Below are 23,672 nucleotides of genomic sequence, written 5' to 3' on the forward strand. Positions count from 1 at the left end.
TGAGAAAGGAAGGACAGAATATGGAATACATCACCAAAGGCTACCAACCGGAAGACGCCCTGCGTTATTTTGAGGAGATCGCCCAGATCCCCCACGGCTCCTACAATGAGGAGGCCGTCAGCCAATACCTGGTGGACTTCGCCGCCGCCCACGGCATCGAGTGCTACCGGGATGAGCTGTTCAACGTCTTTATGAAGAAACCCGGCTCCAAGGGCTGTGAAAACCTGCCTCCCATCCTCATCCAAGGCCATACCGACATGGTTTGTGAGAAAAACAACGACACCGTCCACGACTTCACCAAGGATCCTCTGAAGCTGCGGATTGAGGACGGCTGGCTGAAGGCCTCCGGCACCACCCTGGGCGCGGACAACGCCAATGCCGTGGTGTACATGATGGCCCTCTTGGCCCGCAACGACCTGAAACCCCCGCCGTTGGAGTGCCTCTTCACCGTCCGGGAGGAAGTGGGCCTGGAAGGCGCCTTCGGTTTTGATTGCAGCCGCATCTCCGCCAAACGGCTGCTCAACATGGATGCCGGCCCCGAGGGGTATGTGCTTGTAAGCGCTGCCGGCGGTTTGGGCGTCACCATTGAGAAGCCCAACCACTGGATCCCCTTTGCCGGTGCCTCCTTGGCTTTGCGGGTCCGCGGCCTGGACGGCGGCCATTCCGGCTCCTGCATCCACCAGGAGAAGGGAAACTCCAACAAGATCATGGCCCGCGTCCTTCACGAGATCAAAAAGGAATGCGCCATCTCCCTGATCAATGTGGACGGCGGCTCCAAGATGAACGCCATCCCCCGGGAGTGCGATGTCCTCGCCGCCCTGCCTGCCGACCAGCTGGGCAAAGCGGTACAGATCGCCAAGAAAGTGGAGGCGGAGGTCAAGGCTGAACTGGCGGTCACCGACGCCGGATTCCGCCTGGAGGTGGAGGAGAACCCCGCCCACGGGGATCGGATGTTCTGCCCTGGCTGCTCTGCCGAGCTGATTGATTTGATGTATCTGCTCCCCTACGGCGTGCGCACCATGAGCATGGAGATCCCCGGCCTGGTCATCTGCTCGGTCAACGAAGCGGTGGTCAAGACCGAGGAGGAGAAGGTGGTCATCACCATGTTTATCCGCTCGGCGGATGGCACCATCAAGGCCAACCTGGGCGAGGAGATCTGTACCCTGGCGGAGAAATACGGCGCTTCCCACAGCTACTACTCCGACTTCCCCGGCTGGAAGTATGAGAAGGACTCCGCCTTCCGCCAGATCTGCATGGATGTTTATAAGAAGCAGACCGGCGAAGACCTGGTCATTAAAGCGGTCCACGGCGGATTGGAGTGCGGCGTCTTCAAAGACCGCATCCCCGACCTGGACATCGTCACCATGGGCCCCTTGGCCATGGGTGCCCACACCCCGGAGGAGAAGCTGAACCTGGCTTCTTTCGAGCGGGTCTGGAACTTCCTGGTGGAACTCCTGGAGACCTTGTGCAAATAGTTTTCCCAGAATTGCAGCATCCCCCGAGGCATCCTGCCCCGGGGGATTTTTCTGTTGGGAGCCGGAAATGGGTTCTTGTGAACATCCGGTGAAAATTTCCGGCTTTTGTTGGAAATCGCCGCTCTTTTTGTTATAATGGACAAAGACCTTGTCCTGCACGAATCATTCATCTTCCTCCTCTGGGAGGGGGTCTTGCCGATACAAAGAGGAATTAGAACCATGCGAAAAATTACAGCAATTCTGCTGGCGGTGCTGCTGCCGGTTTGGCTGGCAATCGGAGCATTTGCCGCCGACACCGCCCCGCCTGCCCTGGAATCCACTGCCGCCATTTTGATGGATGCTCAAACTGGGCAGATCCTCTATGGGAAAAACATGGAGGAACAGCGCTATCCCGCTAGCATCACCAAGATTATGACGGTGCTGCTGGCTTTGGAGAACCTCCAGCTCACCGACCAGGCCACCGTCAGCGAGGACGCGGCCATCCAGTATTATGACGTCACCCACATCGGCTTGGTGCCGGGGGAGACGGTCACAGTAGAGCAGATGGTCTATGCCGCCATGTTGATGAGCGCCAACGACGCCTGCAATGTCCTGGCGGAAAAAGTGGCGGGCAGCCAGGAGGACTTTGCCCAGATGATGAACGACCGGGCCCAAAAGATCGGGGCAACCGGCACCCATTTCACCAATCCCAGCGGCCTGCCGGAGGACGACCATTACACCACCGCCAAGGATATGGCCCTCATCACCCGGGAAGCGCTGCAAAATGCGGAATTTACCAAGGTATTTGGCACTTTGAGCTACACCATGGAACCCACCGATAAAAACACCGAAGCCCGCCCCTTTATCAACCAAAGCGATATGATGAAGAAAAACAGCCCCTATTACTGTGAGGGGATCGTGGGCGGCAAGCTGGGCTGGACAGAGGAAGCGGGCAACACCATGGTCACAGTGGCCCAGCGGGACGGCCGGGAATTGATCTGCGTGGTGCTGGACTGCGCCAGCAGCGCAGGCAAATACAAAGACACACAAGCTCTTTTGGACTATGGGTTTGGCAGCTTTTCCCCTGCTACCATCAAACGTTCCATGATGGGCACCCACAAGGTGGAGATCCAGAAAAACGGCAAAACCTCCGCCACAGTGGACTGCTTGGCAGAAAACGATTTCACCTTCCTCCTCCACAATTCGCTGAGCCAGCAGGATGTCTCCATCACCTATGGCCCTCCTGCGGTAGTGGCCGAAGGCCAGGAGGTGGACTGGAACATCTATTTCTCCCTGCCGGAGGATACCTCTGTGATGTACCCAGTGCTGGGGCAGGTGGCCATCCAGCAGGACCAGACCTTGCTTCTCTCCGAAAGCGGGGAGGGAGGCACCTGGGAAGGGATCCTCTGGCTCCTTCAGGAGACTGGGCGGTTGCTCCTCACCATGGCCATTGGTGCCCTTATCCTTTTTGTGGTCATTACCATCCTTTTGTTGATCCGCAAGTGGATGGTTCTGCGCAACCGCAAAAAGCACCGGAAGATGCTGCTGCAAAAGCGGGCAGAATTGGAGCGCCTGCGCCGCAAACAATATGATATCAAACTGTAACGGGCCGTTTGGGCCCGTTTTTTTTGTCTGATGGAGGCTATTTCCTTGGAAAATGGGCCATTCCCCGACGGGTTTCTCCCTTTTTTAGGGCCAAAATCCCGATTTGGTGTAAAGGGCTTGTCCTTTCCAGGATCTGGATAAGAGGATGGGCCACAGACCGCTGTGCCGGCTTTCAGCGAAGGCGTTGCAGGGAGAAAAGGGCTCGGCTTCGTTCAATTCTACCAGCTTTTTGTGCAAAAGATTGGCTGGAAATCTCCAATATTTTTCTCAATTTATGCTATAATGGTCGTAAAGAGAACCGGCTGCGGGGAACGATCCCGCAGCGGGCAGCGCAATCGCCTTGCATCCAGGGGCCGGAGTATGCGGCCAATACGATTAGAAGGAGTGTACCGATGGATAGACAAGACCAATTCTCAGCGGAGGAAGTCAAATACCTCAAGCTGCTTTCCAAACGTTTTCCCACCATTCAGACCGTATCCTCTGAAATCATCAACCTGCGGGCAATCCTTGACCTCCCCAAAGGGACCGAGCATTTTATGAGCGACCTCCACGGGGAACATGAGGCGTTTTTGCACATCCTCAACAACTGCTCCGGCGTCATCCGGGAAAAGGTGGACATTGTGTTCGGAAACAGCGTGTTCGACGACGAGCGCGCCAGCCTTGCCACCTTAATCTATTACCCGGAAGAGAAGCTGGAGAAGATCAAAGAGGAGGTGCCCAACCTCCACCAGTGGTACCGGGTGACCCTTCACCGGCTCATTGAAGTCTGCCGGTGGGTCTCCTCCAAATACACCCGTTCCAAGGTGCGCAAAGCCCTGCCCAGCGATTTTGCCTACATCATCGATGAGCTGCTGCACACCAACTACGACGCCCGCAACAAGGAGCAGTACTACAACAAAATCATCGACACCATTGTGGACATCGACCGGGCGGACGCCTTCATCATCGCCCTTGCGACGCTGATCAAGCGGCTGGCGGTGGACCACCTCCACGTGGTGGGGGATATCTTTGACCGGGGCCCCCGGGCCGATGTGATTATGGACCTGCTGGAACAGCACCACAGCGTGGACATCCAGTGGGGCAACCACGACATCCTGTGGATGGGTGCCGCCGCGGGCAGCGAAGCCTGCATTGCAAACGTCCTCAACAACAGCCTGAAATACGCCAACTTGGACATGATTGAGAGCGGGTACGGCATCAGCTTGCGGCCGCTGGTCACCTTCGCCCAGGAGACCTACCAGGGGGATTGCAGCTGCTTTACCCCTAAGGTATCCAGCCAGCAGAAGTACAATTCCAACGACATTGTGCTGGATTCCAAGCTTCATAAAGCCATTGTGGTCATCCAGTTTAAGCTGGAAGGACAGATCATCCGCCGCAACCCGGAGTACCGGATGGAAGACCGCCTCTTGCTGGACAAGATCAACTACGAAGCGAAAACAGTCCGGATCGGCGGGGTGGATTACCCCATCCGGGACTGGGATTTCCCCACCATCGACCCCAAAGACCCCTATGCCCTCACCGAGCGGGAACGGGAGGTCATGGACCAGCTGAAAAGCTCCTTCCTTCACAGCGAAAAATTGCAGCGCCATGTCCGGTTCCTCTACTCGGCGGGCGCCCTGTACAAATGCTACAACTCCAATTTGCTGTACCACGGCTGCATCCCCATGGAGGAGGACGGCTCCTTCACCAAAATGGAGATCGGCGGACAGGTGGTCAGCGGCCGGGGCCTGATGGATCAGGCGGAGAAAATGGCCCGCAACGCCTTTTTCAGCCGGTTTGAGAGCCCGGAAAAACTCAAGGGCCAGGATTTTATGTGGTATATGTGGTGCGGCCCAAATTCCCCCCTGTTTGGCAAAGACCGTATGACCACCTTTGAGCGTTATTTGGTAGAGGATAAAGCATCCTGGGAGGAGCACAAGAACCCCTATTACAAATACACCGTCCACGGGGACGCCTGCCGGCGCATCCTGGAGGAATTCGGCCTGAACCCGGAGGTCTCCCACATTGTCAACGGCCATGTTCCGGTCAAGACCAAAGATGGGGAAAACCCGGTAAAGGCAGACGGCAAGCTGATTGTCATCGACGGCGGGTTCTGCCGTGCCTATCAAAAAACCACCGGCATTGCCGGCTACACCCTGATTTACAACTCCTACGGCATGCGCCTCATCTCCCACGGGCCGTTTACCAGTGTGCAGCAGGCCATTGAGGACAACCAGGATATTCTCTCCACCTCCAAGATCTTTGAAGTATTGGACCGCCGCTGCACGGTGGAGTACACCGACACCGGCGCCGATATCAAAGAGCAGATTGAAAGCCTGAAAAAGCTGCTGGACGCCTACCGCACCGGCATCATCAAAGAGGCGGAACATTAACCGCCCCGAAACCATAGGACCAATAAAAAGGAGTGACAACTATGAAAGACATTATCCTGTTCACCAGTGAGCATTGACCCAGCTGTCCCGCTATGAAAGAGGCTCTTTCACAGGCCAATGTCCCATTCCGCCCGGTGGATATCACGTCGGGGATGCTTCCCCTCAAACAATTCCTCAAATACCGGGACAACTGCCCCCAGTTTGACGCCATGCGGGAACAGGGGCGCATCGGAATCCCCTGTCTGGTGATCAACAAAGGGGAGGAGATTCTCTTCACCCTCCCGGAAGATCTGTCGGAGCTGAGGGGCACAGAGGAATAACCGCTGCAAGCAAAAGAAAAAAGGGAACGAGCTAGTTGGCCCGTTCCCTTTTTTGGCGCTGGAGGTGGATGAAAAAATCTCCCCTGGCTGCGCCGGGGGAGAAGGGGGAGCAGCTATTCCTCTGCCGTACGGCTAAGGAAACTGCTGGTGCGGAAATAGGTCTCGTCATCGCCGATAAAGACCAGGATATCCCTTGCCCGCAGTTCGGTGTTGGGCCCAGGGGAGAGGATGGTCTCCTCCCCACGCTTAATGCCGATGATGGTGGCGCCGGTGTTGTTCCAAAACCGGGCGGAGGAAAGGCTCTGCCCCACCACTAGGGAACCAGGGGCAATCTGAAGCTCAAAGGGCATAAAGGGGTTGAGGGTCTTATACCGTTCGCTGCTCTCGATGAGGAGCCGGACATTTTCCTGCAATTCGATCTGCTGGCGGGTGATGCTTTGCAGCAGTTCGCAGATGTTGTTTTTGATGGCGGTCAAGGCTTCGATGTCCCGGAATTTGTGGACCAGCTCCACCGCTTTGTCCCGGGAGAGAATTTCAATCCCCGCCTGGGGGCGCGCGGCAACCACCCCGGCATCCTCCAAAATGCTGACCGCCCGGCGGATGGTCTCCGGCGAGACATTGTAATGCCCCGCCATAGTGGAGCGCCCGCTGATGCGCTCGCCAGGCCGGAATTTGCCGTTGCTGATTTTGGTTGCCAGGTCGATGGCAATTTGCTGATAGACGGGAGCCCCGGTTTTACGGTCGCCAGCCACAATGAACACCTCAACATTCTAGAAAGTCATTCCTACTACCTATAAGAGTAGCACACTCGGGGGACAAAGTAAACCACCGGTGGGGGAAAACTGGGACTTGCCTTTGGCCCCTTGGTAGGGTATTCTATAATAGTATCACATCACACAGAACAATGGGAGGAAGAATATGTCAAGCTTTGCCCTAAAAATCTTGGGCGTTTTGGCCCTGATTGTGGATTTGGTGGGGGACGCCTATTTCCCCGCGGCGATCATCCCCCGGATTATCGGCCGGCTGGCCCTGCCGATTTTTGCCTTTTTGATTGTGGAGGGCTTTCGCAAAACCTCCAATCACAAGTTTTACCTCTACCGCCTGCTGATTTTCGCCTTTTTGGCGGAGATGCCCTATGACCTGTTTTATTCCGGCGTACCGGTGGATCTAAAAAGCCAGAACCTGTTGTTTACCATGGTGTTGGGATATGTGGCCCTGTGCCTCTTTGCCTCCCAAAAGGACCGCAGCAGCGGGACCATGATGCTGCCGCTGCTCTGCGCCATGGTGGCGACTATCTTAAAGACCCAATACAGCCTGTTTGGAGTCATGCTGATCTTTTTCATCTACACCCTGGGCAACGAGCCTAAGAAGCTGGCGATCTCCATCGGCCTGGTGGCCCTGGCCATGACCCTGCCCGCCTTTATGATGATGCTCTCCAGTGGGCTGATTGCCAACTTTGAAATCTTTTTCCTGCTGACTGCCAATATGTGGATGCTGCTGGCGGTGATCCCCCTTTCCATGTACAACGGCCAGCTGGGCCGCAAATCCAAGCGGTTGCCCTTTTACTGGTCTTATCCTCTGGTCCTGCTGTTGCTGTGGGCCTGCAAGACCTATATCAAATACATGCCTTGGCAGATTTAATACATTGAGTAGAATTTTCTCTCGATATATCTTTGCGTTGCTGTAAAATGAGGAAAATTCTTCAAATAGACAACCCGGCGGATTCTATTGCAGAATCCGCCGGGTTTCCTTTATTGGGCGCTGTGCATCCCCAGGTCGAGGGCGTCGGCGGCTTCCCGCAGGCCCAGGATGGTCTCGGCCATGACCTCTTCCAGGGGCATACCCATCCGGTCGGCACCGTCCTGAATGACCCCCCGGTTGACGGCGGCGGCAAAGCTGTCCTGCTTGAACTTTTTCTTCACCGATTTGACCTCCAAATCCAGCACGCTTTTGCTGGGGCGGACCAAGGCACAGGCGGTGATAAACCCGGAGAGCTCGTCCACTGTGTAGAGGACTTTTTCCATGGGGTGGATGGGCTCCACCTGGTTGCGCAGGTTGTACCCGTGGCTGAGGACGTGGCGGATAAACGCCTCGTCAAACCCATAGCCCCGCAGCATCTCGGGGGCATGGTCCAGATGTTCCTCGGGGAACTCGCCGTAATCAATGTCGTGGAGGAGGCCCACCATCCCCCAATATTCCTCATCCTCGCCGTAATAGCGGGCAAAGTGGCGCATGGAAGCCTCCACCGCCAGGGAATGCTTCATCAGGGAATCGGTGTGGACGTGTTCTTTCAGGTGCTCCAAAGCCTCCTGCCGGGTGCAGGGTGTGGTCATATAAAATCCTCCCTTTGCATCATTTTCATGGTATCATCATAGCACGTCCAGGGCGGGGTTGCAATCTGTTTGCACCACGGGGCCAAAGATAGTACAATAAGGGGGAAAGCCGCACACAGCGGCGGAAAGAGGAACTGCCATGATTCTAAGTTTGCTGCGGGAACGGGAATCCCTGTGGGATATACTCCGGCGGGAGACCCGGCCCATTTACCTATACGGCATGGGGGACGGCGCCCAGAAGGCCCTCACGGCTGCCGCCCAGTTTGGGATCCCCATTGCAGGGGTGTTTGCCAGTGATGGCTATGTGCGGGGCCAGAGCTTCGCTGGATTCCCAGTGAAGACCCTTGGGCAGGTGGAGGCGGAGGCGGGGGAACCGGTCATCCTCCTCTGTTTTGCCGCCTTTCAGCCGGAGCTGATGGACTGGATTCACACTTTAGGCCAGCGGCACACCCTGTATGTCCCCGACCTGCCGGTGGTGGGGGAGGAGCTGTTTACCTGGGAATATGCCGCCACCCACGAGGGGGAGCTGGACCAGGTGTACCGCCTTTTGGCCGATGAGAGATCCCGCCAGGTGCTGGTGGATCTTTTAGACTTTAAGGTGAGCGGCAAGCTCTGCTATTTAGACCGCTGCACCAGCCAGAGGGCGGAGGATTTGGGCCCCGCGGTGCTCCATCTCACCGGAAAAGAGAGATGCCTGGATCTGGGGGCCTTCGACGGGGACACTCTGGCAGAATTGCAGCAGATAGCCGGGGGATGGGCCCATGCCATCGCGGTGGAGCCTGACCCCAAAAACTACCGCCGCCTGTTGGATCGGGCCCAGCGGGAGGGGTATGGGGATCTGGAGTGCCACAACCTGGCGGTCAGCGGCCAGCCGGGGAAGCTCCGGTTCCGGGCCAAAGAGGGGCGGCACTGCGCCCTCACCCAGGCGGGGAAAGGGGTGGTGCCGGTGGAGACGGTGGACAACCTTCTGGCGGGCCGGCCGGTCACCTATATGAAGCTGGACGTGGAAGGGGAGGAGCTGGCAGCCCTTCGCGGGGCGGCAAAATCCATCCGGCGGTGGGGCCCAAAGCTGAGCGTAGCCGCCTATCACCGCAGCGAAGACCTGTTCCAGCTCCCCTTGTACCTCCACTCCCTGCGGCCGGATTACCGGTTTTACCTGCGCAAACACCCCTATATCCCAGCGTGGGAGATCATCCTCTATGGGGTGAAAACCACCAAAAATGAAGAAAATCCTGCATAATTATCCCAAAAATCTCCAAACCCCTTGCGGTAATCGGGGTTTGTGCTATACTGAAACCAGAAGAAACGCAATTTTTCCGCCATTTATCCAACAGGAGGGAATGCTATGAGAGAGATTGAATCAAAGGCCGTCACCCAGGCGGTGCGCCAGCTGTGCATCGACGCCAACTGCCATTTGGGGGAGGATGTCAAGGAGTGCATCCGGTGCAGCCGCCGGGAGGAAACCTGGCCGGTGGCCCAGGGCATCCTGGACAACCTGGTAAAAAACTATGAAATCGCCGCGGAACATGAGATCGCCATCTGCCAGGATACCGGCATGGCCTGCGTCTTTGTGGAAATCGGCCAGGAAGTGCATGTGGCCGGCAATCTGGAGGAGGCCATCCATGAGGGGGTGCGCCAGGGCTACCATGATGGCTGCCTGCGCTGCTCGGTGGTGGGTGACCCCCTGCGCCGGGTCAACACCAAGGACAACACCCCGGCCATGATCTATTACGACATCGTCCCCGGTGACGGGCTGAAGATCACCGTTGCACCCAAGGGCTTCGGCAGTGAAAACATGAGCCAGATCAAGATGCTTCGCCCGTCTGACGGGTTGGAGGGGGTTAAGGAATTCGTCCTCCAGGTGGTGCGGGAGGCCGGCCCCAACCCCTGCCCGCCCATCGTGGTGGGGGTGGGCATCGGCGGCACCTTTGACAAGGCCGCCACCATCGCCAAACGGGCGCTGATCCGCCCTCTGGACTCCTACAACCCCGACCCCTACTACGAGGAGTTGGAACGGGAGCTTTTGGAGAAGATCAACCGGATGGGCATCGGGCCTCAGGGCTTCGGCGGGAAAACCACCGCCCTGAAGGTCAATGTGGAGGCGCTGCCCACCCATATCGCCGGGCTGCCCTGTGCAGTCAACATCAACTGCCATGTCACCCGCCACAAAGAAGCGGTGCTGTAACGGGAGGAGTGGAATTATGGAAATCCGTCTGACAACCCCTTTGACCACAGAGCAGACTAAGACCCTGAAAGCCGGGGACAGCGTTCTGATCACCGGTGTGATCTACACCGCCCGGGATGCTGCCCATAAACGGCTGGTGGAGGCAGCCCAGCGGGGTGAAAAGCTCCCCCTGGAGATAAAGGACGCCATCATCTACTATGCTGGGCCAACCCCGGCCAAGCCTGGCCGGGCCATTGGAGCAGTAGGCCCCACCACCAGCTACCGGATGGACGCCTACGCCCCCACCTTGATGGATATGGGACTCACCGGGATGATCGGCAAGGGCAAGCGCTCCCCCGAGGTGGTGGAGTCGATGAAGAAAAACGGCGCTGTTTATTTTGGCGCCATCGGCGGGGCAGGGGCACTCCTCTCCCAGCAGGTGCAGAAAGCGGAGCTGATCGCCTATGAGGACTTGGGGGCTGAGGCCATCCGCAAGCTGACGGTGGTGGACTTCCCCGCAGTGGTGGTCATCGATTGCGAGGGCAACAACCTCTACGAGCTAGGAAAGGCTGAATACTTGAAAACCCAGGAATAAACCGATGAAAAAAGCGCCCTCCCCAGCTGGGGAGGGCGCTTTTCCTTTTGGGTTAGTTGGCCGGGCTGGCCTCTTCCTCTTCCGGAAGGTTGATGTGCTCAAAAATTCTGCTGTCAATCTGGGCGTGATCCTTTACATGGGCAACGATCCGCTCCACGATCTTGGTCTTGCGCTCGATATAATCGGTGATGATAAAGTTCCGGCCGGTGGTGCCAAAGGCGACCCCTTGGAAGTCGTCCCCCACCTGATAGAGGATTCGGATGTCCTTCCAGGGATAAAAGACCGGCTTCTGGCCATCTGACTGGATCAGGCCGTCCTCGCTGAACTCATAATAGACCTTTTGGGATTCCCGCAGGGCACGGCGCGCCTTGGAGGAGATGGTGACTGACACGCTGGAGACAACGGCACACAGAATCACACCAGCCAGTGCCAGGTTGGAAGCGTAGACTTTGAGTAAATATAAAAAGAGGAAGATACCGGGGACACCGACAGTCATGGCGATGGTGCTGATGGTTTTCTGCCGCTCCAGGGGCTTGAGGTACTCCTGGGAGAAGTGGTAACGGCGGCCATCCCCTTCGGGGACCTCTGGGGCCTCCCAGGTGAAGTCCTCATACTCCTCATCCATGGAGAGAAATTTTTTGCAGGTGGGGCAGTAGTATTTGCAATCCCCAGGCTCTGCACCGGTGGCCAGGTGGGGAAAGGTGCTGCCGTGCTGGGGCTCCAGGCAGACGGCTAGCTTATCCCCACAGCGGGGGCAGGCCTTGCTGCTGGCGATAAACTGTTGGACAGAAGCCGGGTGTTTGTAGACCGGGGCAGACTTCTGTCTTTCTGTCGCCGCATTCTGTGCGGCGGACAAAGCTGCAACCTGCTTCTTCTGGTTCTCCTTTACCCGGTTGAAGGCAAAGGCGGCGGCGGCAAAAAACACCACCATGATCAAGCCCTGGGTGGTTACACCATTTTTTACTAGGTACACCAGCTGCAAGCCGGAGATCAAAGCAAACATTGCCATAAAGAATGTCAGGGCAAATTGGATGACTTGTTGAATGGATTTGTTGAATTTGTTCATTTTATCCTCCTGATACGAAAACCGTATTATTAAATAGTATAAATCATCACCCAAAAAGAAGTCAATACAAAAAACCACCACAATCCAAAATCCCACATTTTGACGGCGCGGCATACACTACATCAGGCTAATTTAGGAGGTGTATGACCATCGAGACTCTGCTTTTGGCCTTCGCTTTGTGCGTAGATGCTTTTTTAGCGGCGTTTTCCTACGGTGCAAGCCGCATTCAGATCCCCTTTTATTCCGCCGCCGTCATCGCTGGGATGGGCACAACTGTCCTGGGGATTGCCCTGTGGGCTGCCGCTTTGGCCCAGCCGCTGCTGCCGCCCGGCCTGGCCAAGTGGGCGGGGGTGAGCCTGCTGCTCTTCATCGGGCTGTGGAACCTGTTCCAAAACAGCATCAAGGGTTTTTTAAAGCGGTTGGGCGGGGGAACCCAATTCTCCTTCCATTGGGGAGGCGTGGGCTTTGTACTGGACGTTTATATGGATGAGACTTTGGCGGACGCCGACCTCTCCCAGGTGCTGACCGCCCGGGAAGCCCTCTATCTGGCCGCAGCTCTTTCCCTGGATTCCCTGGTCAGCGGTTTCGGCGCAGGGCTGGACCTGCGGCATCCGGGAATTTTGCTGTGCTGTACATTTTTCCTCCACCTGGCGGCTGTTGGGGGAGGGTGCGCCTTGGGCAGGAAGCTGGCCCACCGCCAGGAGCTAAACATTTCCTGGCTGGGGGGCGCCATGCTGATTTTGCTGGCTTTGCTGCGGCTGGCGTAAGCGGCAGGAATGCCTTGCAGGTAAAAGAGAACACGCCGGTTTGGAGATAAAGGCCGGCGTGTTCTATGCAGCACAGAAGAGGACAAGCAGAGGGGCCATCTTTCTGGTGGGCAAGGCCCTCCTTTAAAAGACGATCCGGTTCAGGTCGCGGATATTGTCCCGCTGCCGCTCCCCGATCAGCCCCACCAATAGGTACTGGTGCTGGATCGGGTCGTATTGGAACTGGGGCAGGAGGGAGAAGTTTTCAATCTCCCCAGTGCTCTTGACGTGAAGGCGGGGGCCGGTACAGGGGTGGATATGTTCCCCTATATAAACATGCCCCTCGTCCTTGTAGGCCACAGGCAGGTCGGCGGCGATTATCTCCTTCACGGCGGCCTCAATTTCGGGGATGGAGAAGCCAGGGTGCTGGTCGTATTCTAAGATAAACCCGTGGTGGACGTCCCCGTGGTGATAGTCTGTGGGGTATCCCGCTTTGGTGATGCACAGTTCGGTCAAGTTTTCAGCGGTGTGGGCCATCTTCCGGTAACAGGAGGAGGAAAAGACGATGTTGGCCACATCCTGGGGCTCCGGCCCGAAGATGGTGGGCCGGGTGAGGATCACCTCTTCCCCCACCCCCACCAGCACCTGGGCGTTGATCCCCAGATAGGGGTACAGGAGTTCAAAATGTTCCACCACCACCCGTTTGCCCTCCTCCACAGCGGTGCGGACCGCTTGGGCCAGGTCGTACACCTGGGTGAAGGCCATTTCAAACCGGACGTCCAGGTGGTAGGTGTGGCTGTCCCGAAAACCCCGCCCATCCCGGTTTAGGAGGGGCAGGGGCCGGACATTGACCCCTTCGTCATCGCTGGCCAGTTCCAGGCCGGGGAACATCCCCCGCACCAGGCTGCTTTTGCCGGAACCCGGCTCCCCAATGAAGCCGATGAGCAGGTCAAAGGGGCTCAGGTGGCGCTGGGAGAGCATCCACCCCAGGTTGATCATCCGGGCTTTGCCCCGGGGGGCGAAGTAGACGCTGTACAGATGGCTGTCGCGCATAGGGGAAGCCATAACATTCTCCTTTCTTGGAACCGAAGCCCGGCTAGAAGGGGCTTCGGATGGAAAAAGGCCGGCCCTTCGGAACCGGCGGTTTGTGTTAGCGGGGGCGGCCCACCAACCGGCTGTTGCTGACAGCGTAGATGTCGTCAATCACCATCTGGAAGGAGGGGGCGCGGCGCTCCGCCTTAGCCCGTTCCTCGATCTTCTGCCGGTGAAAGTCCAGGATGTCCTTGGAGAAGGGAAGGTTACCCGGCTCAAAGATCCGCACACAGCCCTCGTTGTCCCGGGCGGGGAGCATCCGGCCGGCAGATTGGCGGCTGGGGGAGAAGGGGACATCCAAGATCCCCTGTTCCACCCCTTTTGCGGCGCCCAGGGCCACATCCCCGTTCCCCAGCTGAAGGACACAGTCCACAATACTCCGGGTTTCTTCCCCGATCAGCCTGCTTTCCTCCTCGATGGCCAGGGAGTGGGGCATAGGCTGCTCCGCCAGCATGGACAAAATTTGCCGGGTGCAGGAGAGGCCGGCGGCATAGGCGGATGGGGTGGGGATGCCAATGGCCTCCATGGGGGTTTTGGTCACCACCTTGTCGGCCCGGCCCAGAGCGGCGGTCACCGCCCCCAGGGAGATCACCCCATAGGCTTTGGCCTCCTCTTGGGGGAAGCCGCCCATCCACTGGTGGAGGGAGACGGTGACCGCCACGTCGGAAAAGCCCATTTTGGAAAGGTACTCCCCCGCCAGCTGCCGCAGGGAGCGTATAGCGGCCACGTCTTGGGTCAGGTTCCCCCCTTGGCCATAGGAGAGGGTGATGCACTTCACCCCCTGTTCCGCCGCCAACAGCGCCTCCAGAATGGAGACGGCATGGGAGAGGAAAGGGGGGATCAGCGTGCCGGTGAGAGGGCCGTAGGTCTCCCGGTTGAGGAGGATCCCCGCCGCTGCATATTCCCCGATCAGCCGGTCGCAGTACTGCCAGTGGGCCAGGGTTTGGGCGAGGGGAACGTCCTTAGCGTAGGAGAGGTTGTGGGAGATGCCCCCGCCGTCGATGGAGGTGAACCCGGCGGCCAGCGCCGTCTCCACCAGCAGGCGGGCATCCACGCACCGGTGGCGCAGCTGGACCGGGCGCTCCACCCCTTCCATCACCTGGCGGCAGCCCGAAACCCCATGGGCAGTGACCGGGAACCCCTCCTGGGCGGAATGGCCCAGCCGCCGGGAGTCCTCAACGAGCCGCTGGGCGGCAGATAGATCCCCCTTGTTGGTGGCGCTGTCGGTGATGGCGGTGAGGAGGTCCGCCTGGCCTTCCCGCACCTGGCACTTCATCAGGGCGATCTGTTCCTCGGGGAGGACCACGCCGCCACGGGGCTGGGTCAGCACACGGCCCTTTTCCACCGCCCGTGCAAGAACGGTGGAAAATTGTTTGCTTGCAGGCAGGGATTTCTGCCAATCGAAGGCGTTTTGCAAATCGATGGCCCCAGCTGGCTGCTGGAAGAATACCTCCTTGCGCTGTGCTAAAAAAGTTTCTTCGGTCAGTTTCATCCCAGTTCAGCTCCTTTTCCCTGCATAATGCAATTTTTTGGTTTGTTTCATGATACCCTGCCCTGTGCCCTTTGTCAACCGGACCGGCCTTCATTGGCAGGTTAACCGCCCCCAGCATAGCCTAGTAGGGTAGGGGACTGTCTCTCCCTACAGCAAATGAAAGAATCGAGGCGTTTGTTGCAATGATACCAGAACCTATGACAATGAACCTGTTGGCCATTGGCCAGCGGGGCCGGGTGGCAGAATTGACCGCCGCCGGCATACAGCGAAGGCGGATGCTGGACCTTGGCCTTGTGGAAGGCACCCAGGTGGAGGCGGTTCACAAGAGCCCGGCTGGGGATCCGGTGGCGTATCTGGTGCGGGGGGCGCTGATCGCCCTGCGGGATGAAGATGCGGGGCGGGTGCTGCTCGTCCCAGAACCATAAGGGGGAGGATCGCAATGGGTTTAACCAATCAATCCACCGGGGCGGCGGTGCTGGGGGATACCCTCTGCATCGAAAAGGGGGAGAACCAGCGGGTGATCGCCCTGGCCGGAAACCCCAACGTGGGGAAAAGCACAGTCTTTAACGCCTTGACCGGCTTGAACCAGCACACTGGCAACTGGCCGGGCAAGACGGTTGCCAATGCCCAGGGTGCCTGCCGCCACAAGGGGAAAGATTACATTTTGGTGGATCTGCCGGGGACATATTCCCTCCTGGCCAGCTCGGTGGAGGAGGAGGTAGCCCGGGATTTCCTCTGCTTCGGCTGTGCGGATGCCGCTGTGGTGGTGGTGGACGCCACCTGTTTGGAACGGAACCTCAACCTGGTGCTCCAAACCCTGGAGATCACCCAGCGGGTGGTGGTCTGCCTCAACCTGATGGATGAGGCGGAGAAGAAGGGAATCCAGGTGGACTTGGAGGAACTCTCCCTCCAGTTGGGGGTGCCGGTGGTGGCCACCAGCGCCCGGTCCGGGAAAGGGCTGGAGGAGTTGATGGATCAGGTGGAAGCCATCGCCTTCAGGGAGAAAAAGACATATCGGGTCAAGGTGGACTACGGCCCCCAGTTGGAAGAAGCCATCTCCCTGCTGGAGCCAGCGGTCGCTAAGGTCCAGGACGCCATTGACAGCCGGTGGCTTGCCCTGCGCCTCCTGGATGGAGAGGAGAAGCTGTTGGCCGCCGCCCAAGCCCGCCTGGGATTTGACCTGCGGGGGGACCTCGAAGTGAAAAAAGCCCTGGAAGAGGCAAAGAAATGCCTTGGCGGGGGAGATATCGACCGGGAAGGGCTTATCGACCGAATCACCCAGAGCTTAATCCAGCGGGCAGAAACCATCAGCCACTTCTCCATCCGGGAGGAAAAACCAGGCTACGGCCCCCGGGACCGGGCCATCGACCGGTTTTTGACCTCGAAGGCCACCGGCATCCCGGTGATGCTGCTTCTGCTGGGGGTGGTGTTCTACCTGACTATCGCCGGGGCCAACCTGCCTAGCCAATGGCTCTCCTCTCTGTTTGGCTGGTTGGAGGGGGCAGCTTCCGCCTGGCTGCTGGAAATCGGCACCCCGGCTTGGCTGCACAGCCTGCTGACTGAGGGAATCCTGCGCACTTTGGGGTGGGTGATCTCGGTGATGCTGCCGCCCATGGCCATCTTCTTCCCCATGTTTACCCTGCTGGAGGATTCCGGTTACCTGCCGCGAATCGCCTTTAACCTGGACCGCTGTTTTAAAAAAGCAGGCGCCCATGGAAAGCAGGCGCTTACTACTTGTATGGGATTCGGATGCAATGCCTGTGGGGTGATCGGCTGCCGGATCATCGAGTCCCCCCGGGAGCGGCTTATCGCCATTTTGACCAACAATTTTGTCCCCTGCAACGGCCGGTTCCCGACGCTGATTGCAATTATCACCATGTTTTTTGCCGGATCAGGGGGGCTGCATTCCCTGTGGAGCGCCCTCCTTCTGGTAGGGCTCATTATACTAAGTGTATTTTTAACTCTAATAATATCAAAATTGCTGTCCAAAACCGTCCTCAAGGGGATGCCATCCTCCTTTGTGCTGGAGATGCCCCCCTACCGCCGCCCCCAGATCGGGCAGGTGATTATCCGCTCCGTTTTCGACCGCACCTTGTTTGTACTGGGGCGGGCAGTGGCAGTGGCCTTGCCGGCCGGCGTGATCATCTGGCTAATGGCCAACCTGACTTGGGGTGGGGAGAGCCTTCTCGCCCTCTGTGCCGGGTTTCTGGACCCCTTCGCCCGGTTGATCGGGTTGGATGGGGTGATTCTCATCGCCTTTCTGCTGGGCTTCCCAGCCAATGAGATTGTAATCCCCATCATCATCATGGCCTACCTCTCCACTGGTTCCTTGTTGGAACTGGGGGATTTGGCCCAGCTGCACAGCCTGCTGATCGACCACGGCTGGACCTGGGTGACTGCCCTGTGCACCATGTTGTTTTCGCTGATGCACTTCCCCTGCGGCACTACCTGCTGGACTATCCGCAAGGAGACAGGGAGTTGGAAGTGGACGGCTGTAGCGTTTCTTCTTCCCACCCTGACCGGCATCGCCGTATGCTTTACTGTGGCTACTGGCGCGAGGCTCCTGGGGCTTGCTTAAATATGGAAAAACAAGAGGGCGGTCAACCCAGCTGGGTTGACCGCCCTCTTATTTTTCTGCCCTTAGCGGATTGCGTTTTCCAATATCTCCAACAGTTTGTCCCGCTTGAGTATGGAGACCACATATTGGCCGCCATCCCGCATGGTCAGCCTTAATCCAGTAGGGATGATTTTGACAATGCCATTGCCGATGTTGCACTTTTCCACCGAAGCCAGGTCCGACAGGTCGAATTCCAGCCCATTTTCTTTGGCCGTGCCAAGCAGGGTCTTTCCCCGGAAGGCAAACCGTTTGTTGGTCACCTCAAAGATTCCGGGGAGCTGCTGCTTGCCCAGGATGCTGTCCGCCCACCAATCCCCTTTGGTTTCATAGACTGTGCACTCATGCTCTTCCAACGCTAAAATTGACACAAAACCAACTCCTTATCCTTAAATAAACAATTTGACAATCTTGTGTCAAGTATACTGCTTGAAAGGCAGAATTTCCAGGAATTTTCCAAAAAGCCTGGAAATTGTAAGAAATGGCCCTGGATCCCCGCCTTGCAACAAACAAAAATCCCCGAGGCTTCGGCCCTGGGGATTTTGTATTTAATCTTCGCTGGAATATTTCTTTTTCCAGCCTCCGTCCCGGCTAGATTTGCGGGGCAGGCGGTCATACCGCTTTTCTCCGGAGAACCCGCCCCGATCGCCGTAGGGACGGCGGGGGCCGCGGTCTTCATACAGCCGGACCGCCACCTTGCGGCCGTTAATCTTGCATCCATTCAGGCTTTGGATGGCTTCGTCCCGGCTATCCTGGGGGACTTCCACGGTGGTGTAGGTGTCGTGGATCTCAATTTTTCCGATCTGGTGGCCCTCCAGGTTGGTGCGCTCCACCATGGCTCCAACGATGTAGTTGGGGGCCATGCCCTGCTGGCGGCCTGCGGAAAGGTGCAGCCGGGCCATAAAGCTGGAATCCCGGCGGGGGCGGTCGGAGACCACAATGTCGTTGACCGCCTCGATGTCGGGGCGCTCCTTTTCCAAAACCATGGAGAGGGCGGCGGCGGCCACCTGCTCTGGGGTGTAGCCGCTGGCACATAGGGCTTCCGCCTGCTCCAGGTAAGAGGAGAGGTCGGCGGTGTCCATCACCTCTTTGATCCGGCTGAGGAACTGGGTAGAGCGGCTCTCCAAGATGGATTCCGGGGTGGGGACCTTCATCACCGGGATCTTTGCCCCAGTGACCTTCTGGATGTCAAACAGCTCGTACATCTGCTTGCGTCCGCTGAAGATGGTGAAAGCCCGGCCGTTTTTACCTGCCCGGCCGGTCCGGCCGATGCGGTGGATGTAATACTCCGCATTTTGGGGGATGTCAAAGTTGAATACAGCGTCCACATCGTCTACGTCGATGCCTCGGGCGGCCACGTCGGTGGCGATGAGGATGGAGACCCGGCGGGACTTGAACCGGTCCATGACCTGAGTTCGGGCCGACTGCTTCATATCCCCGTGGAGGACTTCACAACCGATACCGGCGTTGTTCAGGTACTCGCCCAGCTGTTCCACCATGCTTTTGGTGTTGCAGAAGATGATGGAAAGGGCGGGCTGATGAAATTCCAGCAGGAGGCGCAGGGCGTCCATTTTTCGGCCCTGGGGCACGTTGTAGGCGGTCTGCTCCACCGTATCGATGGTGCGGGTGTCCTTGCGGATCTCCACCATCTCCGGGTCGGTCTGGAATTCCCGGGTGATGGCCAGAATGGCTGGGGGCATGGTGGCGGAGAACAGCACCGTCTGCCGCTCCTGGGGGATGTCTTTGAGGATGGTCTCGATATCCTCCCGGAAGCCCATGTTGAGCATTTCATCGGCCTCATCCAGGATGATCATTTTGAGATGATCCAGCTTGAGGGTGCGCCGGCGCATGTGGTCCATGACCCGGCCGGGGGTGCCGATGACGATGTTGGCGCCTTTTTTGAGCAGGAACAGCTGTTTCTCAATGGGCTGGCCGCCATAGACTGGCACCGCTTTGATGCCCGGCTTGTATTTGGAGAACTTGCGGATCTCCTGGCAGGACTGCATGGCCAGTTCCCGGGTGGGGGAGAGGACCAGCACCTGGACATGCTCTTCTTCTGGGTCGATCCGTTCCACAGCAGGGATGCCGAAGGCAGCGGTCTTGCCGGTGCCGGTGTGGGAGCGGCCGATGACATCCCGCCCGGCCAGAACTAAGGGGATGCTCTTTTCTTGGATTTCAGTGGGGGCTTCAAAGCCCATTTCGGTGATGGCGCGGACGATCTCGTCCGAGATGCCGAGGGAGGAAAACTGGGATTCTGTCATGAAAAACCTCTTTCAAAATTCACTCAACAAAAAAACGAGGAATGAACATCCTCGTTTTCAGGGTTGCTATTCATATACTATTTTATAATAATACCACAGAGGTAACGGGATGTCAATTGATTCGCCAAATTTTTCCAAAATATAAACGGCCCTACTCTTCCACCTGGATCAGCTTGCGCAGGGTGGGGGAAACGTGAAGCCACCGGCAGACAGCATCGTACTCGGCCAGGCGGCGGGAACGCTCCTCCTGGGGGAGGGGCTTCTTTCCTTTGACGGCCCGGATCATCAGATTTTTGGGGGTGTTCTCTGGGTCGATGAACTCCACGATCTGCACCTCATACCCCAGGGCCTCCAGCAGGCGGCTGCGCAGGGCGTCGGTGGAGATCTCACACAGACGCTGCCGCAGGATGGGGTAACCGGTGAGGAAGGAGAGGTCGGGGCACTCCAGCTGCTCTGCCAATTCGTGGTGGCAACAGGGGGAGGAGAGGATGATCTTACAGCCCCACCGCACCGCGCCCGCCAGCACGATGTCGGTGGCGGTGTTGCAGGCGTGGAGGCTGATAACCATATCCACTGGGAAGTCCGGGTTGTACTGGAGGATATCCCCCTGCAAAAAGGTCAGGCCATGGAGGCCCAGGTTTTCCGCCACAGCGTTGCAGCGGGCGATGACATCCGCTTTTAAATCCACCCCGGTGACGTGGATCTCCCGGTGTTTGATGACAGAAAAATAATGGTGCACTGCAAAGGTGAGGTAGCTTTTGCCGCAGCACAGGTCCACAATTTCCAGAGGCCGGCCAGTGGGAAGGCTGCCGGCCACGTCGTCGATCAGCTCCAAAAACCGGTTGATCTGCTTGAATTTATCCCGCATCCGGGGGATGACCCTTCCTTCCCGGTCCATGATGCCCAGCTCCTGCAAAAAGGGGATGGGCTTGTTGTCCGGCAGAAAGCGGGTTTTGTCCCGGTTGTGTTCCTGGAGGGGGGCAGGGTCGGCTTCCCGGATGTTGTTGTGGATGAGAAGGCTCTTTTTCCCCACCTTCACCTCGCAATCCCCGCCGGTGGTGAGAATGTTGCACTGGCGGAAATTTTGTTCCAACTCCCCGCAGAGGAGGGCGGGTGCCTCCTCTGGGGGAAGGTTTTGATGCAGGGCCTTGTTGTCCGCTGGGTAGCGGGTCAGCTGGACCATGGGCTCCCCGTTTTGGGCGAAAAGATGGACCTCCAACCGGAGGATAGCCCGATCCCGTGGGCGGCTGAATACCATTTTTTTCAAGGTCTGGCCGGAGATAACATGGGTAAATATTTCTTGGACGGGCTGAAAATCCATGGATGGTTCCTCCTAGAGAAAGGGCCGAATCCCAGCAGTTGCAGGGCGCCCTCGAAATAATTTGACGAGAACGATTTGGAAGTGGGGGCTTCTTACCGAGAGGGATTTCTTCCCCAATGGTTGCTTTGCAGCTATTGCAGCAAAAAGTCTGCACGGACTGGAAAAATCCCGATGCCGCTCTGCGGCGGGAGGGGCTTTGCCCCGAGAGGGATTTCTTCCCCAATGGTTGCTTTGCAACCATTGTAGCACAAATCCACCTCAGAGGGGAGAGGGTTCTGAAGAATCTGAAAAGGGAACAAAAAATTTTCTTTTTTTCCGTATTTGGGGAAAACCAATCCACAGGGGGCGCAGTTGTGGAGAATCCCTTTTAAATGCAAAGAATCAGTTCCTCTCTCCAAGGAACGTAGGGGTGAAAGGGGCCGTATGATGGGGATGAAGACCCTGCCAAGAAACCCATCAAAATCAGGAGGTATCGCCATGAGTGATATTACCAACATGCCGCAAGGCTGTGCGCCTGCCAGCGATCGGATTTTCACCGAATCCCCTCAAGTTTCGCTGGCGATGGCTTATGTCCCCTTCCAGAGATGGTGTCCCACCTATGAGCCGGAAGTTGGATTCAACCGCGGGACAATGTTCCCGGAGCTGGATAAGCCCTTTTTGGGAGAGGAGGCCGTAAGCCGTGGAAGATAACCGTGAAATGCTGCTGAAGCGGGTCCAGATTTGCGATTTTATCCTGGTGGAAACCAATGAGTACCTAGATACCCACCCCAACGACCAAGCGGCATTGGACTATTTTAAAAAGTACAATGAAATGCGCCGCACTGCTGCCAAAGAGTTCACCGAAAAATATGGCCCCTTAAATATGTGGGACGTTGAAGGCGGCAACCGATGGAACTGGGTAGACGATCCCTGGCCATGGGAAAAACAGTAAGGGAGGACCGAATGTATGTGGAGTTATAGCAAGAAATTACAGTATCCGGTTAAGATCGAGCGGCCCAACCCCGCTATGGCCAAAGTGATCATCTCCCAGTTTGGCGGCCCCCACGGTGAATTGGGTGCGGCGACCCGGTATCTTTCCCAGCGGTATTCTATGCCCTATGGAGAGGTCAAAGGGGTCCTGACCGATATCGGCACCGAAGAACTGGGCCATATGGAGATGGTCAGCGCTATTGTATACCAGCTGACCCGCAATTTGACCCCTGACGAGATCAAGAAGAGCGGCTTTGATGTCTACTTTGCCGACCACACCACCGGTTTGTATCCCCAGGCAGCTTCCGGCTCCGCTTTCAGCGCCGAGACCCTGGCTTCCACCGGCGATGTGATCGCGGATTTGACCGAGGACTTGGCCGCAGAGCAAAAAGCCCGTTTGACCTATGACAACCTGCTGCGCCTGGTGGACGACCCAGATGTCCGGGATCCCCTAAAATTCCTGCGGGCGCGGGAACTGGTTCATTTTCAGCGGTTCGGTGAATCGCTCCGCATCGCCCAGGACCACCTGGATGCGAAGAACTTCTACGCCTTTAATCCGGCGTTTGACATGCCCAAGAAATAGCGGGTCCGGCTGCCGGAAGAATTGAGTGTTCCCAGCAAAAGGCCAGGCCGGATTTTCCGGCCTGGCCTTTTAGTGTTTTGTGCTTGCAGCTGGTTATCCCTCCACCATTGGCTGCTCCAATGCCAGGCGGCGGGCGTGTTCCAACCGGTAGTTCTGCCACAACTTCATAGCGGTGTTGATTAGCAGGATCACCAGGGAAACAGCCACAGCGCTCTCCCAATGGCCTTGGTCGTTGTAAGTGGTGATCTGCAGCGCCAAAGTCATGGACTTGGAGGTGTACAGCAGGGACACCGCCGAGATGGTCACCATGGAGTTGGTGAAAAAGTAGATGAACACATCGGTCAGTACCTGTTTGCTGTTTGGCAAGATCACATCGAAAATGACGTTGAACCAATTGCCTCCCAGAGTTTTGCAGATGGATTCCAAGTTGGGGTTTAAGAGTTTAAAATGGCTGATAGCCATCATATATGGCGAACCAAAGAAGTGAACCACGTTGACTATGACAAGAATCGCCATGGTATTGTACAGCGCAGTCCCCTTGAAAAACAGGGCAAAGGCGAGGCCGAGGGCCAGGCCGGGGATGGCAAGGGAGGTCATATACAAGCCGTGGGTGACCTTTTTCATGGGTTGGAGGCCGCCTTTGTTCCGCACATACACATAGCTGGCGGTCAGCACTAGGATGGTG

Annotated in this window: 23 protein-coding genes; 14 read left to right on the plus strand and 9 right to left on the minus strand. The window is 57.4% G+C overall.

Features of this window, described 5'->3' with window-relative positions:
* Nucleotides 1-20 precede the first annotated feature (20 nt).
* The 4 genes from pepD (at nt 21) to RDQ42_RS05210 (ending at nt 5,751) form a co-directional block, all read left to right on the plus strand.
* Nucleotides 21-1,475 carry a beta-Ala-His dipeptidase gene (pepD, locus tag RDQ42_RS05195; RefSeq protein WP_308588417.1) on the plus strand — a complete coding sequence of 485 codons (1,455 nt, stop codon included), beginning with the start codon at nt 21-23 and terminating at the stop codon, nt 1,473-1,475.
* Nucleotides 1,476-1,694: 219 nt separating this feature from the next.
* Nucleotides 1,695-3,059, plus strand: coding sequence for a D-alanyl-D-alanine carboxypeptidase family protein (locus tag RDQ42_RS05200; protein WP_231358061.1), 1,365 nt, complete (start codon nt 1,695-1,697; stop codon nt 3,057-3,059).
* Between the two features lie 392 nt (nt 3,060-3,451).
* Nucleotides 3,452-5,431 carry a fructose-1,6-bisphosphatase gene (locus RDQ42_RS05205; protein WP_071427904.1) on the plus strand — a complete coding sequence of 660 codons (1,980 nt, stop codon included), beginning with the start codon at nt 3,452-3,454 and terminating at the stop codon, nt 5,429-5,431.
* Between the two features lie 92 nt (nt 5,432-5,523).
* Nucleotides 5,524-5,751 carry a hypothetical protein gene (locus RDQ42_RS05210; RefSeq protein ID WP_074026322.1) on the plus strand — a complete coding sequence of 76 codons (228 nt, stop codon included), beginning with the start codon at nt 5,524-5,526 and terminating at the stop codon, nt 5,749-5,751.
* A 113-nt stretch (nt 5,752-5,864) separates the two neighbouring features.
* Here RDQ42_RS05210 and RDQ42_RS05215 read toward each other — a convergent pair whose 3' ends face one another.
* Entirely contained in the window at nt 5,865-6,503 is a 639-nt protein-coding gene (locus tag RDQ42_RS05215; protein ID WP_308588418.1) for a TrkA C-terminal domain-containing protein, read from the minus strand.
* Nucleotides 6,504-6,669: 166 nt separating this feature from the next.
* On the opposite strand from RDQ42_RS05215, the gene RDQ42_RS05220 reads away from it, so the two are divergent.
* Nucleotides 6,670-7,392: a TraX family protein gene (locus tag RDQ42_RS05220; protein WP_231358063.1), complete on the plus strand. Its 723-nt coding sequence runs from the start codon at nt 6,670-6,672 to the stop codon at nt 7,390-7,392.
* A gap of 110 nt (nt 7,393-7,502) precedes the next feature.
* Here RDQ42_RS05220 and RDQ42_RS05225 read toward each other — a convergent pair whose 3' ends face one another.
* Entirely contained in the window at nt 7,503-8,084 is a 582-nt protein-coding gene (locus RDQ42_RS05225; protein ID WP_054331497.1) for an HDIG domain-containing metalloprotein, read from the minus strand.
* Between the two features lie 139 nt (nt 8,085-8,223).
* Here RDQ42_RS05225 and RDQ42_RS05230 point away from each other — a divergent pair, with 139 nt between their 5' ends.
* From RDQ42_RS05230 to RDQ42_RS05240, 3 genes are all read left to right on the plus strand, one after another.
* A complete protein-coding gene (locus tag RDQ42_RS05230; RefSeq protein ID WP_071427908.1) occupies nt 8,224-9,324 on the plus strand; it encodes an FkbM family methyltransferase in 1,101 nt (366 codons plus the stop codon).
* A 105-nt stretch (nt 9,325-9,429) separates the two neighbouring features.
* Nucleotides 9,430-10,269 (plus strand): fumarate hydratase, encoded by an 840-nt coding sequence (locus RDQ42_RS05235; protein WP_071427910.1) that lies wholly within the window; start codon nt 9,430-9,432, stop codon nt 10,267-10,269.
* 16 nt (nt 10,270-10,285) lie between these two features.
* Nucleotides 10,286-10,843, plus strand: coding sequence for a Fe-S-containing hydro-lyase (locus tag RDQ42_RS05240; RefSeq protein WP_054331500.1), 558 nt, complete (start codon nt 10,286-10,288; stop codon nt 10,841-10,843).
* Between the two features lie 52 nt (nt 10,844-10,895).
* Here the strand turns inward: RDQ42_RS05240 and RDQ42_RS05245 are convergent, their stop codons facing one another.
* Nucleotides 10,896-11,909 (minus strand): hypothetical protein, encoded by a 1,014-nt coding sequence (locus RDQ42_RS05245; protein ID WP_231358064.1) that lies wholly within the window; start codon nt 11,907-11,909, stop codon nt 10,896-10,898.
* 143 nt (nt 11,910-12,052) lie between these two features.
* Between RDQ42_RS05245 and RDQ42_RS05250 the strand changes: the two genes are divergently transcribed.
* Nucleotides 12,053-12,676, plus strand: a complete 624-nt coding sequence (locus RDQ42_RS05250) for a hypothetical protein (protein WP_054331502.1) — start codon at nt 12,053-12,055, stop codon at nt 12,674-12,676.
* Between the two features lie 123 nt (nt 12,677-12,799).
* On the opposite strand, the gene RDQ42_RS05255 is transcribed toward RDQ42_RS05250, so the two are convergent.
* Both RDQ42_RS05255 and RDQ42_RS05260 read right to left on the minus strand, forming a co-directional pair.
* The gene (locus RDQ42_RS05255) at nt 12,800-13,720 is read right to left on the minus strand and encodes a lantibiotic ABC transporter (RefSeq protein ID WP_071427912.1); all 921 of its coding nucleotides are present in this window, start codon (nt 13,718-13,720) and stop codon (nt 12,800-12,802) included.
* An 85-nt stretch (nt 13,721-13,805) separates the two neighbouring features.
* The gene (locus tag RDQ42_RS05260) at nt 13,806-15,239 is read right to left on the minus strand and encodes a methylaspartate mutase subunit E (RefSeq protein WP_054331503.1); all 1,434 of its coding nucleotides are present in this window, start codon (nt 15,237-15,239) and stop codon (nt 13,806-13,808) included.
* A gap of 182 nt (nt 15,240-15,421) precedes the next feature.
* Between RDQ42_RS05260 and RDQ42_RS05265 the strand changes: the two genes are divergently transcribed.
* Nucleotides 15,422-15,664 (plus strand): FeoA family protein, encoded by a 243-nt coding sequence (locus RDQ42_RS05265; RefSeq protein ID WP_054331504.1) that lies wholly within the window; start codon nt 15,422-15,424, stop codon nt 15,662-15,664.
* Between the two features lie 14 nt (nt 15,665-15,678).
* Nucleotides 15,679-17,817 (plus strand): ferrous iron transport protein B, encoded by a 2,139-nt coding sequence (gene feoB, locus RDQ42_RS05270; protein WP_071427916.1) that lies wholly within the window; start codon nt 15,679-15,681, stop codon nt 17,815-17,817.
* A 62-nt stretch (nt 17,818-17,879) separates the two neighbouring features.
* Here the strand turns inward: feoB and RDQ42_RS05275 are convergent, their stop codons facing one another.
* From RDQ42_RS05275 to RDQ42_RS05285, 3 genes are all read right to left on the minus strand, one after another.
* Complete coding sequence (locus RDQ42_RS05275; protein WP_143117205.1) at nt 17,880-18,224, minus strand: hypothetical protein; 345 nt, start codon at nt 18,222-18,224, stop codon at nt 17,880-17,882.
* A gap of 177 nt (nt 18,225-18,401) precedes the next feature.
* The gene (locus RDQ42_RS05280; RefSeq protein WP_071427918.1) at nt 18,402-20,114 is read right to left on the minus strand and encodes a DEAD/DEAH box helicase; all 1,713 of its coding nucleotides are present in this window, start codon (nt 20,112-20,114) and stop codon (nt 18,402-18,404) included.
* A 151-nt stretch (nt 20,115-20,265) separates the two neighbouring features.
* Complete coding sequence (locus RDQ42_RS05285; protein WP_231358113.1) at nt 20,266-21,435, minus strand: SAM-dependent methyltransferase; 1,170 nt, start codon at nt 21,433-21,435, stop codon at nt 20,266-20,268.
* A 477-nt stretch (nt 21,436-21,912) separates the two neighbouring features.
* Between RDQ42_RS05285 and RDQ42_RS05290 the strand changes: the two genes are divergently transcribed.
* From RDQ42_RS05290 to RDQ42_RS05300, 3 genes are read left to right on the plus strand one after another with little or no spacing between them, the layout of a single operon-like run.
* A complete protein-coding gene (locus tag RDQ42_RS05290; protein WP_231358114.1) occupies nt 21,913-22,125 on the plus strand; it encodes a spore coat associated protein CotJA in 213 nt (70 codons plus the stop codon).
* On the plus strand, nt 22,115-22,366 hold the full coding sequence (locus RDQ42_RS05295) for a spore coat protein CotJB (RefSeq protein WP_231358115.1): 252 nt from the start codon (nt 22,115-22,117) through the stop codon (nt 22,364-22,366). The genes RDQ42_RS05290 and RDQ42_RS05295 overlap by 11 nt, the downstream gene beginning before the upstream one ends.
* Before the next feature lie 15 nt (nt 22,367-22,381).
* Nucleotides 22,382-22,987 carry a manganese catalase family protein gene (locus RDQ42_RS05300; protein WP_054331507.1) on the plus strand — a complete coding sequence of 202 codons (606 nt, stop codon included), beginning with the start codon at nt 22,382-22,384 and terminating at the stop codon, nt 22,985-22,987.
* 93 nt (nt 22,988-23,080) lie between these two features.
* Here the strand turns inward: RDQ42_RS05300 and RDQ42_RS05305 are convergent.
* The coding region (locus RDQ42_RS05305) for an ABC transporter permease subunit (RefSeq protein WP_308588420.1) at nt 23,081-23,672 on the minus strand (592 nt) is incomplete at its 5' end.

This window comes from uncultured Merdimmobilis sp., assembly GCF_902471145.1.
GTDB lineage: Bacteria > Bacillota > Clostridia > Oscillospirales > Ruminococcaceae > Merdimmobilis > Merdimmobilis hominis.

Bases quoted from the DNA above. Each gene is read 5' to 3' on its own strand.
- pepD (WP_308588417.1), top strand. From the start codon at position 21: ATGGAATACATCACCAAAGGCTACCAACCGGAAGACGCCCTGCGTTAT.
- RDQ42_RS05200 (WP_231358061.1), top strand. From the start codon at position 1,695: ATGCGAAAAATTACAGCAATTCTGCTGGCGGTGCTGCTGCCGGTTTGG.
- RDQ42_RS05205 (WP_071427904.1), top strand. From the start codon at position 3,452: ATGGATAGACAAGACCAATTCTCAGCGGAGGAAGTCAAATACCTCAAG.
- RDQ42_RS05210 (WP_074026322.1), top strand. From the start codon at position 5,524: ATGAAAGAGGCTCTTTCACAGGCCAATGTCCCATTCCGCCCGGTGGAT.
- RDQ42_RS05220 (WP_231358063.1), top strand. From the start codon at position 6,670: ATGTCAAGCTTTGCCCTAAAAATCTTGGGCGTTTTGGCCCTGATTGTG.
- RDQ42_RS05225 (WP_054331497.1), bottom strand. From the start codon at position 8,084: ATGACCACACCCTGCACCCGGCAGGAGGCTTTGGAGCACCTGAAAGAA.
- RDQ42_RS05230 (WP_071427908.1), top strand. From the start codon at position 8,224: ATGATTCTAAGTTTGCTGCGGGAACGGGAATCCCTGTGGGATATACTC.
- RDQ42_RS05235 (WP_071427910.1), top strand. From the start codon at position 9,430: ATGAGAGAGATTGAATCAAAGGCCGTCACCCAGGCGGTGCGCCAGCTG.
- RDQ42_RS05240 (WP_054331500.1), top strand. From the start codon at position 10,286: ATGGAAATCCGTCTGACAACCCCTTTGACCACAGAGCAGACTAAGACC.
- RDQ42_RS05245 (WP_231358064.1), bottom strand. From the start codon at position 11,909: ATGAACAAATTCAACAAATCCATTCAACAAGTCATCCAATTTGCCCTG.
- RDQ42_RS05250 (WP_054331502.1), top strand. From the start codon at position 12,053: ATGACCATCGAGACTCTGCTTTTGGCCTTCGCTTTGTGCGTAGATGCT.
- RDQ42_RS05255 (WP_071427912.1), bottom strand. From the start codon at position 13,720: ATGGCTTCCCCTATGCGCGACAGCCATCTGTACAGCGTCTACTTCGCC.
- RDQ42_RS05260 (WP_054331503.1), bottom strand. From the start codon at position 15,239: ATGAAACTGACCGAAGAAACTTTTTTAGCACAGCGCAAGGAGGTATTC.
- RDQ42_RS05265 (WP_054331504.1), top strand. From the start codon at position 15,422: ATGATACCAGAACCTATGACAATGAACCTGTTGGCCATTGGCCAGCGG.
- feoB (WP_071427916.1), top strand. From the start codon at position 15,679: ATGGGTTTAACCAATCAATCCACCGGGGCGGCGGTGCTGGGGGATACC.
- RDQ42_RS05280 (WP_071427918.1), bottom strand. From the start codon at position 20,114: ATGACAGAATCCCAGTTTTCCTCCCTCGGCATCTCGGACGAGATCGTC.
- RDQ42_RS05285 (WP_231358113.1), bottom strand. From the start codon at position 21,435: ATGGATTTTCAGCCCGTCCAAGAAATATTTACCCATGTTATCTCCGGC.
- RDQ42_RS05290 (WP_231358114.1), top strand. From the start codon at position 21,913: ATGAGTGATATTACCAACATGCCGCAAGGCTGTGCGCCTGCCAGCGAT.
- RDQ42_RS05300 (WP_054331507.1), top strand. From the start codon at position 22,382: ATGTGGAGTTATAGCAAGAAATTACAGTATCCGGTTAAGATCGAGCGG.